This is a genomic window from Bacillus sp. NP247 (assembly GCF_018966865.1).
Taxonomy (GTDB): Bacteria; Bacillota; Bacilli; order Bacillales; family Bacillaceae_G; genus Bacillus_A.
On the sequence record NZ_CP076653.1, the window covers coordinates 1,972,477 to 1,986,987 of the forward strand.

16 protein-coding genes and 1 riboswitch are annotated in these 14,511 nt (G+C 37.0%); of the genes, 8 read left to right on the plus strand and 8 right to left on the minus strand.

Features of this window, described 5'->3' with window-relative positions; translation table 11 throughout:
* Nucleotides 1–109 precede the first annotated feature (109 nt).
* A complete protein-coding gene (locus KPL75_RS10405; protein ID WP_219920602.1) occupies nt 110–1,411 on the plus strand; it encodes a PepSY-associated TM helix domain-containing protein in 1,302 nt (433 codons plus the stop codon).
* A gap of 191 nt (nt 1,412–1,602) precedes the next feature.
* Here KPL75_RS10405 and KPL75_RS10410 read toward each other — a convergent pair whose 3' ends face one another.
* The gene (locus KPL75_RS10410) at nt 1,603–2,667 is read right to left on the minus strand and encodes a tetraprenyl-beta-curcumene synthase family protein (RefSeq protein ID WP_199708958.1); all 1,065 of its coding nucleotides are present in this window, start codon (nt 2,665–2,667) and stop codon (nt 1,603–1,605) included.
* Between the two features lie 40 nt (nt 2,668–2,707).
* Nucleotides 2,708–3,511: an alpha/beta hydrolase gene (locus KPL75_RS10415; RefSeq protein ID WP_219920603.1), complete on the minus strand. Its 804-nt coding sequence runs from the start codon at nt 3,509–3,511 to the stop codon at nt 2,708–2,710.
* Between the two features lie 74 nt (nt 3,512–3,585).
* Here KPL75_RS10415 and KPL75_RS10420 point away from each other — a divergent pair, with 74 nt between their 5' ends.
* From KPL75_RS10420 to KPL75_RS10430, 3 genes are all read left to right on the plus strand, one after another.
* Entirely contained in the window at nt 3,586–4,098 is a 513-nt protein-coding gene (locus KPL75_RS10420) for a gamma carbonic anhydrase (protein WP_219920604.1), read from the plus strand.
* A 299-nt stretch (nt 4,099–4,397) separates the two neighbouring features.
* On the plus strand, nt 4,398–4,928 hold the full coding sequence (locus tag KPL75_RS10425) for a phosphatase PAP2 family protein (protein WP_219920605.1): 531 nt from the start codon (nt 4,398–4,400) through the stop codon (nt 4,926–4,928).
* A 12-nt stretch (nt 4,929–4,940) separates the two neighbouring features.
* Nucleotides 4,941–6,083, plus strand: coding sequence for a glycosyltransferase family 4 protein (locus tag KPL75_RS10430; protein WP_219920606.1), 1,143 nt, complete (start codon nt 4,941–4,943; stop codon nt 6,081–6,083).
* 282 nt (nt 6,084–6,365) lie between these two features.
* On the opposite strand, the gene KPL75_RS10435 is transcribed toward KPL75_RS10430, so the two are convergent.
* Both KPL75_RS10435 and KPL75_RS10440 read right to left on the minus strand, forming a co-directional pair.
* Entirely contained in the window at nt 6,366–6,965 is a 600-nt protein-coding gene (locus tag KPL75_RS10435) for a molybdenum cofactor guanylyltransferase (RefSeq protein WP_219920607.1), read from the minus strand.
* A complete protein-coding gene (locus tag KPL75_RS10440; RefSeq protein WP_219920608.1) occupies nt 6,962–7,471 on the minus strand; it encodes a MogA/MoaB family molybdenum cofactor biosynthesis protein in 510 nt (169 codons plus the stop codon). Before KPL75_RS10440 ends, KPL75_RS10435 begins: the two co-directional genes overlap by 4 nt.
* Nucleotides 7,472–7,722: 251 nt before the next feature.
* On the opposite strand from KPL75_RS10440, the gene KPL75_RS10445 reads away from it, so the two are divergent.
* Both KPL75_RS10445 and KPL75_RS10450 read left to right on the plus strand, forming a co-directional pair.
* A complete protein-coding gene (locus KPL75_RS10445; protein ID WP_219920609.1) occupies nt 7,723–7,902 on the plus strand; it encodes a hypothetical protein in 180 nt (59 codons plus the stop codon).
* A 6-nt stretch (nt 7,903–7,908) separates the two neighbouring features.
* Nucleotides 7,909–8,088, plus strand: coding sequence for a hypothetical protein (locus KPL75_RS10450; protein WP_219920610.1), 180 nt, complete (start codon nt 7,909–7,911; stop codon nt 8,086–8,088).
* Nucleotides 8,089–8,129: 41 nt separating this feature from the next.
* On the opposite strand, the gene metK is transcribed toward KPL75_RS10450, so the two are convergent.
* Nucleotides 8,130–9,329 (minus strand): methionine adenosyltransferase, encoded by a 1,200-nt coding sequence (gene metK, locus KPL75_RS10455; protein WP_219920611.1) that lies wholly within the window; start codon nt 9,327–9,329, stop codon nt 8,130–8,132.
* A 169-nt stretch (nt 9,330–9,498) separates the two neighbouring features.
* Nucleotides 9,499–9,620: riboswitch (SAM riboswitch) on the minus strand.
* A gap of 228 nt (nt 9,621–9,848) precedes the next feature.
* Here metK and pckA point away from each other — a divergent pair.
* Nucleotides 9,849–11,435, plus strand: a complete 1,587-nt coding sequence (gene pckA, locus KPL75_RS10460; RefSeq protein ID WP_219920612.1) for a phosphoenolpyruvate carboxykinase (ATP) — start codon at nt 9,849–9,851, stop codon at nt 11,433–11,435.
* Nucleotides 11,436–12,016: 581 nt separating this feature from the next.
* Here the strand turns inward: pckA and KPL75_RS10465 are convergent.
* Nucleotides 12,017–12,400 (minus strand): ATP synthase subunit I, encoded by a 384-nt coding sequence (locus KPL75_RS10465; RefSeq protein WP_088032196.1) that lies wholly within the window; start codon nt 12,398–12,400, stop codon nt 12,017–12,019.
* Nucleotides 12,401–12,690: 290 nt separating this feature from the next.
* On the opposite strand from KPL75_RS10465, the gene KPL75_RS10470 reads away from it, so the two are divergent.
* A complete protein-coding gene (locus KPL75_RS10470) occupies nt 12,691–12,912 on the plus strand; it encodes a hypothetical protein (protein ID WP_219920613.1) in 222 nt (73 codons plus the stop codon).
* Nucleotides 12,913–12,940: 28 nt separating this feature from the next.
* On the opposite strand, the gene KPL75_RS10475 is transcribed toward KPL75_RS10470, so the two are convergent.
* Both KPL75_RS10475 and KPL75_RS10480 read right to left on the minus strand, forming a co-directional pair.
* Nucleotides 12,941–13,846 carry a DMT family transporter gene (locus KPL75_RS10475; RefSeq protein WP_219920614.1) on the minus strand — a complete coding sequence of 302 codons (906 nt, stop codon included), beginning with the start codon at nt 13,844–13,846 and terminating at the stop codon, nt 12,941–12,943.
* Between the two features lie 272 nt (nt 13,847–14,118).
* Nucleotides 14,119–14,442 (minus strand): iron-sulfur cluster biosynthesis family protein, encoded by a 324-nt coding sequence (locus KPL75_RS10480; protein WP_219921095.1) that lies wholly within the window; start codon nt 14,440–14,442, stop codon nt 14,119–14,121.
* Nucleotides 14,443–14,511 lie beyond the last annotated feature (69 nt).

Here is a 14,511-nt window from a genome sequence, read left to right on the forward strand (position 1 = left end):
TCCCCAAAACTTTTAACTTTTTTCACAATTCTTTCAAAGTAATCACACTTAATCTCGCTATATTAAATAAGTAGTTTATTCATATAGGGAAGGTTAGGGGAACTGAAGTATGAAACAAAATCGTTCGCTTCATTACATTTTTTGGCGTTGGCATTTTTATGCTGGGCTTTTTATTACGCCGCTTCTTATTACTTTGTCACTGAGCGGAATTGGGTATTTATTTCGGGAAGAAGTTGAGGATTTTATCTATAAAGATTTATATTTTGGGAAGAGCGCCCAAACAGAAACGATTTCGATGTCTGAGTCTATTTCATTAACAGAGAAAAAATATCCGCATTATAGTGTGGCGAAAATTAGTGAGTTTAATGGGGATTATAATACGAGACTTACAATCGCAAATGAATATACAGGAACGCAGAAATATGTTTATTTAGACAGCAACAACCAAATTGCTGGGGATCAAAATGCAGATGAAACGTTCGCAAATATTATGCGAGAATTACATAGTTCCCTTTTAGTTGGTGGAACTGTCGTCAACTATTTAGTAGAACTTGCAGCGTGCTGGACAATCTTTTTAATTGTGACTGGGTTGTATATGAGTATACGCCAATTCAAGAACACACCAGCATCCAATAAGCGAGAAAAGGCAAAACGACGTCATTCTATTATCGGTATTATATTTACAATTCCTCTCGTTTTGTTAGTCGCATCTGGATTGCCGTGGTCAGGGTTTATGGGTAACCAAATTTATAAAATTGCATCGTCGAATGAATCGCTCGGATATCCAAAGTTGTATATGGCACCGCCTGAATCGAAGGTAAAAGAATTGCCGTGGGCAACAAGAAAAGAAGCTCCTCCTGAATCTAATTCAAATGAGCCAAAAGCAATTTCAGTTGATGAATTGCAAAAAGGAATTGAAATAAAGAAGCCATACGTTATCTCACTACCGACTGATCCAAAAGGTGTATTCACTGTTTCTAAATCGAGCGGTTCTGGTATTACAGGTATGCACGTAGCACCAAATGAAGAAATAACAGCTTACTTTGATCAATATAGCGGAGAACTAATTTCAAAAACGGACTATCGTGATTATGGATTATTTGCACAATGGTTCACTTACGGTATCCCGCTTCACGAAGGACATTTATTCGGTTGGCCTAATAAAATATTATGCTTACTAACAACGCTATCTTTATTACTTCTCATTTATTACGGAATAAAAATGTGGTTAGCAAGAAAACCGAAAGGCAAATTAGCAGCACCTCCAAAGCAAAAAGATAAGAAGAGCTTATTCGCTTTCATTATCATTATGGTTATACTAGGTGCTGTCATGCCTTTATTCGGACTATCTGTTTTAGTTATTTTCGCGATTGAACTTCTTATATATGTATTTTCAAAAATACGATCATAATAAAGTGAAACTTTAATCAGTGGGGATTTTGTCCATCTCCCACTGATTATTAGCCTTCACCAATCGGGCTTTTACGGGCAGCCCGACTCCCACCTAACTCCTTCGCATTCGCCGAATTTTGAGGTGGGAGTCTTACTGCCCACAAATAGCGGGATAAAAAGAAAACCACTCTACATGAGTGGTTTTCTTCATCACTGCGCCATTTTCTTTCGGTACATCTTCCCGTTCCAGTAGAAGAATCGTGAAGTGAGCCCTCCGTATTTTACAATGCGCCGTGCCATTTTGTGCATATTCTTTTGTGCTGACACTTTTTGGTCTGATAAATAAATACCAAGTAATCCTCGGCTTATGAGACGATGAAACTTCGCATGAGGTAAATCACCAATACTCTTCTCTGCTTCTTCTACAAAATGTTTCATACGATCTAATATAGCTTGCTCGTTTTCGTAATAACTACAGAAATTCAAATCCCCGCCTATACGATCTTCTTCTTGATCGATGAAATAATCAAGTAAGATGTGAAGTCCTTGAACGTAAGGAAAGTATCCTTGTCTAATTTTCGCAATATCTTCATCATGTAATTCATCATGAAATGCATATGCTACAAGACAGAAAATTCCAAGCGTAGAACCTGCACATGCTGAAAACTCAAACCAACTCATCTGTGGTAAGTTTTCTTTATGCGCTTCAAACCATGTTTTCAGACGTGGTTCTCTTTCTTCTAATTTCACGTGTTTATGAATTTGCAAATCACAATAATAACAAGCAAGCTCATGAAGAACAGGAGCAATTTTATCATAATGCTTCGTTTTCTTTAAAACATCTTGGCATGTTTCAACGAGCTCATCTAAATAACCACCATCATCTTGATCATCACGATAACGATAATAATTACCGCCTCCTTCAACTTCAGGACTTAATGCCATTACCATCGACTCATGAAGAGCCGCAAAGTCTTTCGGATCAAGTGATGTACTACGGTCACATAAATTATCCAAATAGTCGCTAATCGTTTGATAAGCTACGATAAAACGAATACATTCCTCTCGATGTTCATTTGCTAGCAGCGCTAAAATGCCACCGCCCTCGCAATGAAACGTTTTATTCTCAATACTTGCGATTGCCTGACTATGAAGCTCGTCATTCGGAATATGGTAGGCACGCTCTTTCCACATCGCTAGCTCATGGTGTACAACCGGAAACACATCACGGTATACTTTCGCCATGAGCGTTATGGGATTACTCGGTACGTTCACTTCTTCCTTCATCTCCTCTGTTAAATGTACAAATAATGATTTATTTGTTTGTTTTTACTATATTATTGATATGAATTTCAGTAAATGACTGAATATAATTCAAAATTTCATCACGCTCATACTCATTTAATAACTCATGATAACAATTCGGCCATTCTTTATACGCCTTATCATTCATTTTAACATTATCAAACCATGTACGGACACGTGTTTTATCTACAAGTTTATCCTCACATGCCTGCATTAGCAAGAGCGGAACATCTGGAAAATCAACTATTTTCTCATGAGCAATCTCGATAGACTTAATTAATTCACTATACCAACGCACTGATACTTTGCGCAAGAACAATGAATCATTCTCCATCGCATCTCTAACCTCATGATTCCGCGTTGACATTTCTACAGTAAGATTCGTTGCAAATTGCAATTTTGGAGCAACGACATTTAATATTTTTGAAGCAGCACGAATCGGAGCGGAAGGTGCAGCCAATACTCCTAAACAAGGCGAGCTTAATACAATCCCATCTATGTCCTCTCTTTTCGTTTCTTGCATCATACGAATAACGACAAGTCCTCCCATACTATGACCAAATAAAAAAATAGGCAATCTATATTTTCTTGCTTCTTTCACCCATAACTTTATTTCCTCTATGTATTCATCAAATGAATCGATATGTCCTCTATTTCTTGAAGTTGTTCCGTGTGCTGGAAGATCCCCCATAACGACGTGATAACCGATATGATTCCACATTTCTGCAACTGCTTCATAACGCCCATGATATTCCATAGCACCATGCACTATAATAATGACGGCTTTCGCTTCCTCCGCTTCATAGTTCCACATACGAAACTCCCCCATTTCACTCTTTTTCATAATTTGATACACTAAAACTAGTCTCTAGGAAAGGAAGGCTTTACATGATATATCCTTACAAAGAAAAAAATCCGAAAATTGCGAGTAGTGCTTTTATCGCTGACTATGTTACCATTACAGGCGATGTGACAATTGGCGACGAATCTAGCATTTGGTTTAATACAGTCATCCGCGGTGATGTATCACCAACGATAATTGGAAATAGAGTAAATGTACAAGATCAATGTACACTTCACCAAAGCCCCCAGTATCCTCTTATTTTAGAAGATGATGTTACCGTTGGGCATCAAGTTATTTTACATAGCTGCAAAATTGAAAAAGATGCTTTAATTGGAATGGGATCCATTATATTAGATGGTGCTGAAATTGGTGAAGGAGCTTTCATCGGTGCTGGTAGTCTCGTTTCACAAGGAAAGAAAATCCCTCCTAATACGTTAGCTTTCGGTCGTCCTGCTAAGGTCATTCGTGAATTAACAGAAGAAGACCGTAGAGATATGGAACGTATCCGCACACAATACGTTGAAAAAGGACAATATTATAAATCGTTACAAAAATGATTTTATCGCTGCCATAAGACTGGCAGCTTTTTTTACCCCGCTATTTGTGGGCAGTAAAACCCCCACCTCAAAATTCGGATGGAGCAAAGAAGTTAGGTGGGAGTCGGGCTGCCCGTAAACGCCCGATTGGTGAAGGCTAATAATCAGTGGGGGATGAACAAAACCCCCACTGATTATAGTTTCACTTTATGAAAAAATCTAACTTTTTCTTTACAAAACATTATTATTCCCTCAATAAAATCTTATTAAAATAGAAGTTAATAACTCCATATATATGTAAATGAGGGAGGAAAAATCTCATGAAGGTCAGTGGACTATATAAAATAGAATGTTACATTTTCAAAGGAATTAATCGCTACTTTGATCAAAAAACATTAAACATCTTTTTCAGCAATATTACCCATATCGGTGGTGCTACCTTCTCCATTGCACTCACACTTTTCTTTTTAATTTTCGCAACAGGGAATTTGCATCAAGCTGCAATTGCAACTGCTATTTCTTTAACAATTAGCCATATTCCTGTGCAAATATTAAAAAGATGGTATCCACGAAAACGTCCTTATTTGACAATTCAGGATGCGAAATATCCAGTACATCCATTAAAAGATCATTCTTTTCCATCCGGACATACAACGGCTGTTTTCTCTGTCCTCATTCCATTTATTTGCTATAATCCAAGCTTGCTTGCTTTTCTATTCCCACTAGCGCTATGCGTCGGTATTTCCCGTATTTATTTAGGGCTTCATTATCCGTCAGATGTATTTGTAGGCATGTGCCTTGGCACTTGCTCTGGCATCATCTCTTTTTATCAACTCATTCCACTCATGTAAAGGAGCGATATGATGAGAGTCGCCATTTTTACCGATACATTTACACCACAAGTCAACGGTGTGGCGAAAACTTTGGAACGTTTAACTAAATATTTTCAAAGAGAAAATATCGCCTATTCTGTTTTCGCCCCCCAGCATACGGCAGAAGATAATTTCGTAGCGAATGTGAACAAAATGAGAAGTATCCCGTTAACAATATTATATCCAGAATGTCGCTTTTCTTTTCCTACTCCTCGTATTAAACGGGAACTTCTTGCCTTTAAACCTGATATCATTCACATTGCCACACCTTTCAACATGGGACTTTGTGGATTGTATTATGCAAAAAAGTTGAACATCCCTGTTGTCGGTTCTTATCATACTGATTTCGACGCCTATTTACGCTATTACAAAATCGAATTCCTCTCTAACATGCTATGGAACTATTTAAGTTGGTTTCATAGTCATATGCAAAAAAACTTTGTTCCTTCTCCTGAAACATTACATCAATTAAAGAAAAAAGGATTTCAGGCCCTCTATATTTGGGGACGTGGTGTAGATTGCACTCTCTTTCATCCAACTTACAATAAAGACCTATTCCGAAAAAAATATAATATTACAGCGAAATATATTCTTTCCTACGTCGGACGCCTTGCTCCTGAAAAAGATATTGATACATTGCAAGATCTTATTGTTAAAACTACACATGCTCGGAGCGATATTCATTGGCTCATCGCTGGAGACGGTCCTCTTGCAAAAACTTTGCGTGAAAATGTGCCAAAAACAAATGTAACCTTTACTGGATATTTACAAGGTGAGGATTTAGCTGAAGCTTATGCTTCTTCCGACTTAATGGTATTTCCATCAGCTACTGAAACATTTGGGAACGTCGTACTTGAATCACTGGCATGTGGTACACCTGTCATTGGTGCAAATAGTGGTGGGGTTAAAAATATTATTATAGATGGAAAAACTGGAGTTCTTTGTCTGCCCAAAAATGCGGATTCATTTCTATCCTCCATTTATTCTTTATTGCAAAACGAAGAGCAACTTATGCAAATGGGAATAGTGGCTTCGTCTTATGCAAATTCAAAAAGCTGGGATGAGATCTTCCGTGGCTTACTTGACCAATATGACGAAGTCCTTCAGCACACCGCATCAGAGTTACTTGCTTAAACAGAAAAACTCCCTTCAAAAAAAAGAAGGGAGTTTATTAGATGGTCGTAAATTTTAGTTTAATAAATGATACATAAGGTTAAACATTTCTTTATTTCTATATTAATTATAACAAAAATAAACATAACTAAATAGACTTGTAATAAAAAACCATAAAAATTAATATATGGTTATACAGTATTTTAACGGTATAGTGATTTTAAGAATTCCCCTTAAAATCAACTTACTCACATACCTTTATACAGTAATTGTTCCCCAATTTCTGTATATCAGAAAGACCTTTCATTCATTTGAAAGGTCTTTTTGAGCCTGCACATATTCTTCTTTCGTATTCACATTCATAAACCAATCCGCATTCGCTTGTACATCTTCTCCAGAGATATACTTCACATTACATTGTGATAAAAGTTGCCCCATACTTCTTTTTTCATCCTGTAGCAAAGCATAAATCTTTTCTTTCACACGGTTATGATACGCTGCAAGTAACGGTTGTTTTCTTCCATTAATAATAGGTACGACTGCATCATATTCATCGCTCGTTTGCTCTAATAAAATAGTAAACCATTCATGCGAAACGTTTGGCGCATCGCAAGGCATAATAGCGTACCAATCTGCTTCTATGTATTCCATGCCTGATACAATTCCAGCAAGTGGCCCGTTTCCTTTATAATGCGGAATATCTTCTATAACAGGAACTTGTACTAATTGCTCTATTCTCTCTTTTATATCAATATGACTAATAACAACAACATCTTGCAAAATACTTTCCATTACTTGCACAATATGCTCAATAAAAGTAGTTCCCTTCCAAATCACCAATGCTTTCGGCTCTCCAAAACGACTAGACTGTCCGCCGGCTAATACAATTCCTGCAACTTTCATTGGCGATGCAACTCGAATGTAATATGACCTAATTCCGGTAAAATTAATTTATTCATCGCAAGGCGAACTGCTCCACTAGATCCCGGCATCGAGAAGACTACTTTGCGTCCAATCGTACCGCCGATTGCTCTACTTAACATCGCACTACTTCCGATATCTTCTAAATAACTAATCATGCGGAACAACTCACCAAATCCAACAATTTCTTTATCTAATAACACCGACACTGCCTCAATCGTTACATCACGTTTCGTAATACCAGTTCCGCCATTCGTTAGCACGACATCAACATCTTTCCTATGATAACCAGCTAACACAGCTTGCTGAATACTTTCTTTATCATCTTTCACAATTTCATAAGAGGTTACTTTATGTCCTGCTTCTTTTAATAATTCATGTAATAGTTGTCCGCTCTTATCCGTCTCTTCCGTACGTGTATCCGAGATTGTTATAATCTTACAACGTACTTCTTTCGGTGCTTGTTTTTTATGTTCAGTTACGCTCATTTTTCATCTTTCCTTTCTTGAAGGCTTTTCTCCATTTTATCATACATATCTTTACACAATTATGTATGAAGCCAACGATGAAGCATGATACAATATAAGTATACAAACCCATAAAAAGGAAAATAAAAAGTGTGCTTTTTATACTATTAGACTCCACATCATTAGCTACTCTTTAACTCACCTTATATTTTCTACATAATAGATTTAATTTTTAAATTTACACTACAAAATAAATCGGAGGTCTACTTATTATGGAACTTTATAAAAAATTAACAACGACATTCATCCTATTATTTGTCGCTTCAATCACTGTCGGCTTTTCTTTAAAAGGCGCAATTCCATACGCTACATTAGTGAGTCTTATATTCGCAACACTATTTTTACTGAGTAGTGCTTTTTGCGCAGGAAAAGCGCGTCAACTGAAAGGCTGACCGTCTATGTTCCATAAGAAACCAATCCTTTGTAAATCATGTGAAAAGGAAATACAAACGTATGAAAAAGTATGGATTCATATGCCGTTTCCAGCGAGCGATATGACAAATATGAAAAAGTATATTGAAGTAGACGGAGAAGTGTATTGTAGCTCGTGCATCCAAATCGTAAATAAAGAAAAATAAAAAAAGCTTTGCGCACACAGCGCAAAGCTTTTTTTCATATATTATAGACCAGCTTGCTCTTTTAAAGTAGCCGCTTTGTCTGTACGTTCCCATGAAAGATCTACATCAGTACGTCCGAAGTGGCCGTAAGCTGCTGTTTGTTTGTAAATTGGGCGACGTAAGTCTAGCATTTTAATAATACCAGCTGGGCGAAGATCGAAGTTGTTACGAACTAGTTCTACTAATACGTCTTCAGATACTTTACCAGTGCCAAATGTATCAACTGAAATTGATACTGGTTGCGCTACGCCGATTGCGTATGCAAGTTGTACTTCTGCTTTGTCAGCAAGACCAGCTGCTACGATATTTTTCGCAACATAACGAGCTGCATATGCTGCAGAACGGTCAACTTTCGTTGCATCTTTACCAGAGAATGCACCACCGCCGTGGCGAGCATATCCACCGTAAGTATCAACGATGATTTTACGTCCTGTTAAACCAGCATCACCTTGTGGTCCACCAATTACGAAGCGGCCAGTTGGGTTAATGAAGAATTTCGTTTCTCCATCCATTAATTCTGCTGGAACTACAGCCTTAATTACATGTTCTTTTAAATCGCGATCGATTTCTTCCCATGTAACATCTGGATGATGCTGTGTAGAAATTACAATTGTATCCACACGTACAGGTTTACCATTTTCATCATACTCAACTGTAACTTGCGTTTTTCCATCCGGACGTAAGTATGATAATGTGTCATCTTTACGTACTTCAGTTAAACGACGAGCTAATTTGTGAGCAAGCGAGATTGGAAGTGGCATTAATTCTTGTGTTTCATTACATGCGAACCCAAACATTAAACCTTGGTCTCCCGCACCAATTGCCTCAATCTCAGCGTCAGTCATTAGACCTTCACGTGCTTCTAGCGCTTGGTCAACACCCATAGCGATGTCAGCAGATTGCTCATCGATAGATGTTAAAACTGCACAAGTTTCTGCATCGAATCCGTATTTTGCGCGTGTGTAACCAATGCCTTGAATTGTTTCACGAACGATTTTCGGAATATCTACATAAGTAGAAGTCGTAATCTCCCCCGCTACCAATACTAAACCAGTTGTTACAGTTGTTTCACAAGCCACACGTGCATTTGCGTCTTTTGCTAAGATCGCATCTAAAATTGAATCAGAAATTTGGTCACAAATTTTATCTGGATGTCCTTCAGTTACAGACTCAGATGTGAACAGATGACGTTTTTTTGTCATGTGGTAAACCTCCCTACAGTAATTGTATATATTGTACGGAACTCATCCTTAATTTGCCACAAACTGCGACATACATTTATTCTCCCACACAAGCATACAGAAAAACCTTTCCTACTTAACATAGAGGAAAGGTTTAATTTGCTACTTGCATACTGCTTTTTGCCCTTTGCTCTTATCGTTCGAGACCGTTAGCCTCGCACAGGTTTTAGCACCTATTCACTTGTATTTACCACTACAAGTGAGGTTGCTGGGCTTCATCGGGCCTGTCCCTCCGCCAGCTCGGGATAAGAGAGTATCCGTCCCAACCTATACTAAAGAAATGATATTCATTTGTCAATTAATATTCACATTTTCCTGAAAGTTTTTCTCAATACGCATAGAATGAAATATTAATAAGGAAATGATACATTCACACAAACAAAAATAAATAAATAGTATACATTATTTATATAATTGTGTTATACTCTTGATGGGGATTACGAGAAATATTTCATTAAATGAAAAGGATGGTATATAAATATGAGTACTGTGAATGTCCAAATTGGTTTACATGAATTATTGAACGGAAGCAATGCACAGATTCAATTAAGTGTTCCGCAATTAGTGGAAAAAGTATTAATGCGAAACGAAGGGAAATTAACTTCTACTGGTGCCGTTTCTGCTTCAACAGGAAAATACACAGGACGTTCTCCTAAAGATAAATTTATTGTGAAGGAAGCATCGGTTGCTGACAAAATTGCTTGGGGAGCCGTGAACCAACCGATCTCTGAAGAACATTTTAATAAATTATATACAAAAGTTTTAGAATACTTAAAAGAAAAAGAAGAGTTATTCATCTTCAAAGGATTTGCTGGCGCTGATCGCAACTATCGCCTACCAATTCAAGTTGTTAACGAATATGCATGGCACAATTTATTTGTACATCAATTATTTATTCGTCCAAATGAAGAAGAATTAAAAACTCATGAATCAGAGTTTACAATTGTTTCTGCACCAAACTTTAAAGCAGACCCAGCAGTTGACGGTACAAATTCTGAAGCATTCATTATGGTTTCATTCGAAAAACGTATCGTACTAATCGGTGGTACAGAATACGCTGGAGAAATGAAAAAATCAATCTTCTCTATTATGAACTTCTTACTACCTGAACAAGACATTCTTTCTATGCACTGCTCTTCAAACGTAGGCGAAGAAGGCGACGTAGCACTATTCTTCGGTTTATCTGGAACAGGCAAAACAACATTATCTGCTGATCCAAACCGTAAATTAATCGGTGACGATGAGCACGGTTGGTCTGATAACGGTGTATTCAATATTGAAGGCGGTTGCTATGCAAAATGTGTAAACCTTTCTCATGAGAAAGAACCACAAATCTTCGATGCAATCAAATTTGGTTCAGTTTTAGAAAACGTTGTCATTGATGATCAAACACGAATCGCTGACTATAACGATACTACTTTAACAGAAAATACACGTGCCGCATACCCTATGCATGCGATTGACAATATCGTACTGCCAAGTGTTGCAGGACATCCAAATACAATTATTTTCTTAACTGCTGATGCATCTGGCGTATTGCCTCCAATCAGTAAGTTATCAAAAGAGCAAGCTATGTACCATTTCTTAAGCGGTTACACTAGTAAACTAGCAGGAACTGAGCGCGGTGTTACATCTCCGCAAGCTACATTCTCTACTTGCTTCGGTTCACCATTCTTACCGCTTGATGCATCTCGTTATGCTGAAATGCTTGGTGAAAAAATCGAGAAACATGATGCAAAAGTATTCTTAGTAAACACTGGCTGGACTGGTGGCGAATATGGCGTTGGTAAACGTATGAACTTAGGTTACACTCGTGCAATGATTCAAGCAGCACTAAGCGGTGAACTTGCTAAAGCTGAAACTGCAAAACACGACATCTTTGGCCTTGAAGTACCTCGTCACGTTCCAGGTGTACCTGACGAAGTATTAATGCCTGAACAAACTTGGGCTGATAAAGATGCTTACAAAGCGAAAGCAATTGAGCTTGCAAACGAATTTAAAGAAAACTTCACAAAATTCGATAGCGTTTCTGAAAATATTATTAACTTAGGCGGTCCAATTGCTTAATATATTTACTCATATGAATAAGTATCGTGTAGCCAAAAGTTTCGCGTACTCACCGACAAAATCCAATGCGGCTTAACGGTTACACATACTTACATAAAAAAGAAGCTTACGTTTTTCGCGTAAGCTTCTTTCTATATATTCTTTAATTTACCCACATACAAACCACGACTTCGAACACACCAACGATTTTCCCACTCACTACATCCTTCTGGCTTCACACCGCATGGGGCTAAAAAAGCCCCTAACCGCTTCTATCCATCGCCAGATCCTCTATTCCATCTGAAAAGTTCCAAACCTAATTTTCAATTGATGTACTCGGATTTCCATACATACAAACCACGGCTTCGAACATATAAATAGGTTTTACGCTCACTTGCTCCTTCTGGTTTCACATCGCATGGGACTAAAAAAGGATCTGACCGCTTCTATCCATCGCCAGATCCTCTATTCCATCTAAAAAGAGGCTTTTTATCTTTGTATCTTTTTATCTTTGTATCTTTTTATCTTTGTATCTTTTTATCTTTGTATCTTTTTATCTTTGTATCTTTTTATCTTTGTATCTTTTTATCTTTGTATCTTTTTTAGCTCTTTGTTAATTCTTCTTCATCTTTCATACTATAATACCCTAAATTAATAACGATTAAGAAATAACCACCCATAATCCCAACTGCAAATGCCCACATAACCATATGGTGCTCAATTTCGTACATAATAATTGCACCAAGGATCGCCGCTGCGTAGCGATTAAACATACCAAGTGTCGGTGCCTTCGTTTTCTTTACAATACTATCTCCAAGCTTTTCGATACGCCTTCCTAAAATCCAAACGCAATACATACTTACAATAAGTCCAATGCCTGCACCTAAAAAATGTGCTGAAAAAGGTGTCATTGCCCAGCCTATTAACATTGCGCCTAGCAAATAATACATTTGAATTTTAAACGACCTCAGTGACATACTAATCATGCTGTACTCCTCTTCAATGGTTTTTATTTATCCAACAAAAGCTACATAACTCATTTCTTTCGAGTCCATGCTACTTAAAATCCATTTCATTCAAATTAAAAACAACATAAACTGTATGTTTATGTTGTTAAAATGCTTTTAGAAAATAATATTATACAAGATTTCTAATATAGAATACCTCATAAATGTGACGTTTTTCAAAACATTTTCGTCCAATTATGAAAAAAGTGATATCAATCTATGAACATACGGATATGATGTAATAAGCACATAAATAAAGGGGGCGTCTAATGATTTATTTTTTAATGGCTCTCATTCATCTCATTGTTCCTGCACTTATTGGACTTTCATTATATTGGTACACGAAAGAACATAGTATTTTCTATGCTGTCCTCGGTGTTCTTCTTCCAGGAATTATTCTTATTACACTCTTCCGCATTCCTTTTCTTAATTTAATTCCACTTATTACTGCTATCTTGTTTCTCATCTTCTTACCAAAAATAAAAAAATAGGAAAGCAGATCATAGATGATCTGTTTTCCTATTTTGATATAGGTTCTTGCACGATAGAATGAGCTTCTACTTTCTCTGATTTCACAAACCATAGACCGAAGAAAATGATAATTCCACCGATAATTTGTTGTAACGATACATATTCATTTGCCCATACTGCAGCAAATAAGACAGCAACGAGCGGCGTAATATACATATATACCATCGTATGTGATGCTCCAATTTTTTGAACACCAATATACCACATCACTAAACCGAATACAGTCACGAAGAAAATAGAATACAACAAGGCAAACCATGTCATCCCGTGTGTAATGTGAAATGGCATTACAAATACATGTGGACCACTTAACAATAAGAGCGGAACCGCTCCAACTAATGTCGACCATGCAGTAACACGTAATGCTGAGTATTTTTTAATAAGCGGCCCTGCTAAAACGGGATAAAGTCCCCAACATATTGATGTAATCAGTCCAATCCCATTTCCGTAGAAAGAACTAGCGAGTGAATGCCCCGCTACTAAAACTAATGTAGCACCAATAAAGGCAATCATGGAACCAACTAACTTTCGAGAAGAGAATTTTTCTTGTTTCAAGAAAATCGCAAATACAGTTGTAAAAATAGGTGAAATAGAAATGAGTAAAGAGGCATTTGTAGCGGATGTATATTGTACAGTTTCCATGAATAGCGTTTGATACAGTACAATACCTACAACGCTAACGATGATTAATCTAGGTATATCCTTTTGCTCCATATAAAGTGACTTTTCGATAAAGAATGTAAGGAGTAACAGGAGCGGTGCAGCCGTCATCATTCGAACTGCAGTAAACTCAATTGCTGTAAATTCTAAAAGTCCATATTTCGCGATCGTATAGTTAATCCCCCAAATAATCACGACACTTAAAATTAATAACTCAATTCCCCATTTTCTCATACGCAATCCCCTCCGCAAAAAGAATTATACAGAAAATTCAATCATATGTACATTTAATTAACTGAAAAGATTCATAAAAAAAAGGAACATACAATATGCTCCTTCATATATATTCATTTTAACTTTTCAACATATAATTCACTGCTATTCAGAACAAAAAATAATCTCGTACCCATTTACTCCCTTTGTTTTAACTTGGCATGGGATAGAAAAAGGATCTGACCGCTTCTATGCCTGGCCAGGTCCCCTCTCCCATCTAAAAAAGAAAGGTTCTATACTCGAATATGTAGCTTCATATTCGGATTATAAAACTGGCTCGGACTCTTCAGTAGAAAATGCCCTCCAGATTCATGTAAATCGACCGTTAACTTATCATCCATAAATACAAGCTTTGTGCGATCTGCAATAAAGTTTAGTGCACTTGATTCAATATCTACATCGCGCTCATCTTTCTCTGAAACGGCTACTAAATCAATAATCCCGCTCATAACACAACCGCAACCTTCATTATCATAAAATAACTTTATATATTTCGCTTCATTTGGAATCGTATCCATAATCTTCTTATATGCTGCATCTGTTACAGTAACGTACATACGTGAATCTACATCCTCTCTTCTCATATCATTCTTATATTGTACCATTCTTTTTCTTAATTCTTGTAT

What these genes read in the sequence shown, in the direction of transcription:
- KPL75_RS10405 (WP_219920602.1), top strand. Translation starts at nt 110, where the DNA reads ATGAAACAAAATCGTTCGCTTCATTACATTTTTTGGCGTTGGCATTTT.
- KPL75_RS10415 (WP_219920603.1), bottom strand. Translation starts at nt 3,511, where the DNA reads ATGTGGAACTATGAAGCGGAGGAAGCGAAAGCCGTCATTATTATAGTG.
- KPL75_RS10420 (WP_219920604.1), top strand. Translation starts at nt 3,586, where the DNA reads ATGATATATCCTTACAAAGAAAAAAATCCGAAAATTGCGAGTAGTGCT.
- KPL75_RS10425 (WP_219920605.1), top strand. Translation starts at nt 4,398, where the DNA reads ATGAAGGTCAGTGGACTATATAAAATAGAATGTTACATTTTCAAAGGA.
- KPL75_RS10430 (WP_219920606.1), top strand. Translation starts at nt 4,941, where the DNA reads ATGAGAGTCGCCATTTTTACCGATACATTTACACCACAAGTCAACGGT.
- KPL75_RS10435 (WP_219920607.1), bottom strand. Translation starts at nt 6,965, where the DNA reads ATGAAAGTTGCAGGAATTGTATTAGCCGGCGGACAGTCTAGTCGTTTT.
- KPL75_RS10440 (WP_219920608.1), bottom strand. Translation starts at nt 7,471, where the DNA reads ATGAGCGTAACTGAACATAAAAAACAAGCACCGAAAGAAGTACGTTGT.
- KPL75_RS10445 (WP_219920609.1), top strand. Translation starts at nt 7,723, where the DNA reads ATGGAACTTTATAAAAAATTAACAACGACATTCATCCTATTATTTGTC.
- KPL75_RS10450 (WP_219920610.1), top strand. Translation starts at nt 7,909, where the DNA reads ATGTTCCATAAGAAACCAATCCTTTGTAAATCATGTGAAAAGGAAATA.
- metK (WP_219920611.1), bottom strand. Translation starts at nt 9,329, where the DNA reads ATGACAAAAAAACGTCATCTGTTCACATCTGAGTCTGTAACTGAAGGA.
- pckA (WP_219920612.1), top strand. Translation starts at nt 9,849, where the DNA reads ATGAGTACTGTGAATGTCCAAATTGGTTTACATGAATTATTGAACGGA.
- KPL75_RS10465 (WP_088032196.1), bottom strand. Translation starts at nt 12,400, where the DNA reads ATGATTAGTATGTCACTGAGGTCGTTTAAAATTCAAATGTATTATTTG.
- KPL75_RS10470 (WP_219920613.1), top strand. Translation starts at nt 12,691, where the DNA reads ATGATTTATTTTTTAATGGCTCTCATTCATCTCATTGTTCCTGCACTT.
- KPL75_RS10475 (WP_219920614.1), bottom strand. Translation starts at nt 13,846, where the DNA reads ATGAGAAAATGGGGAATTGAGTTATTAATTTTAAGTGTCGTGATTATT.
- KPL75_RS10480 (WP_219921095.1), bottom strand. Translation starts at nt 14,442, where the DNA reads ATGTACGTTACTGTAACAGATGCAGCATATAAGAAGATTATGGATACG.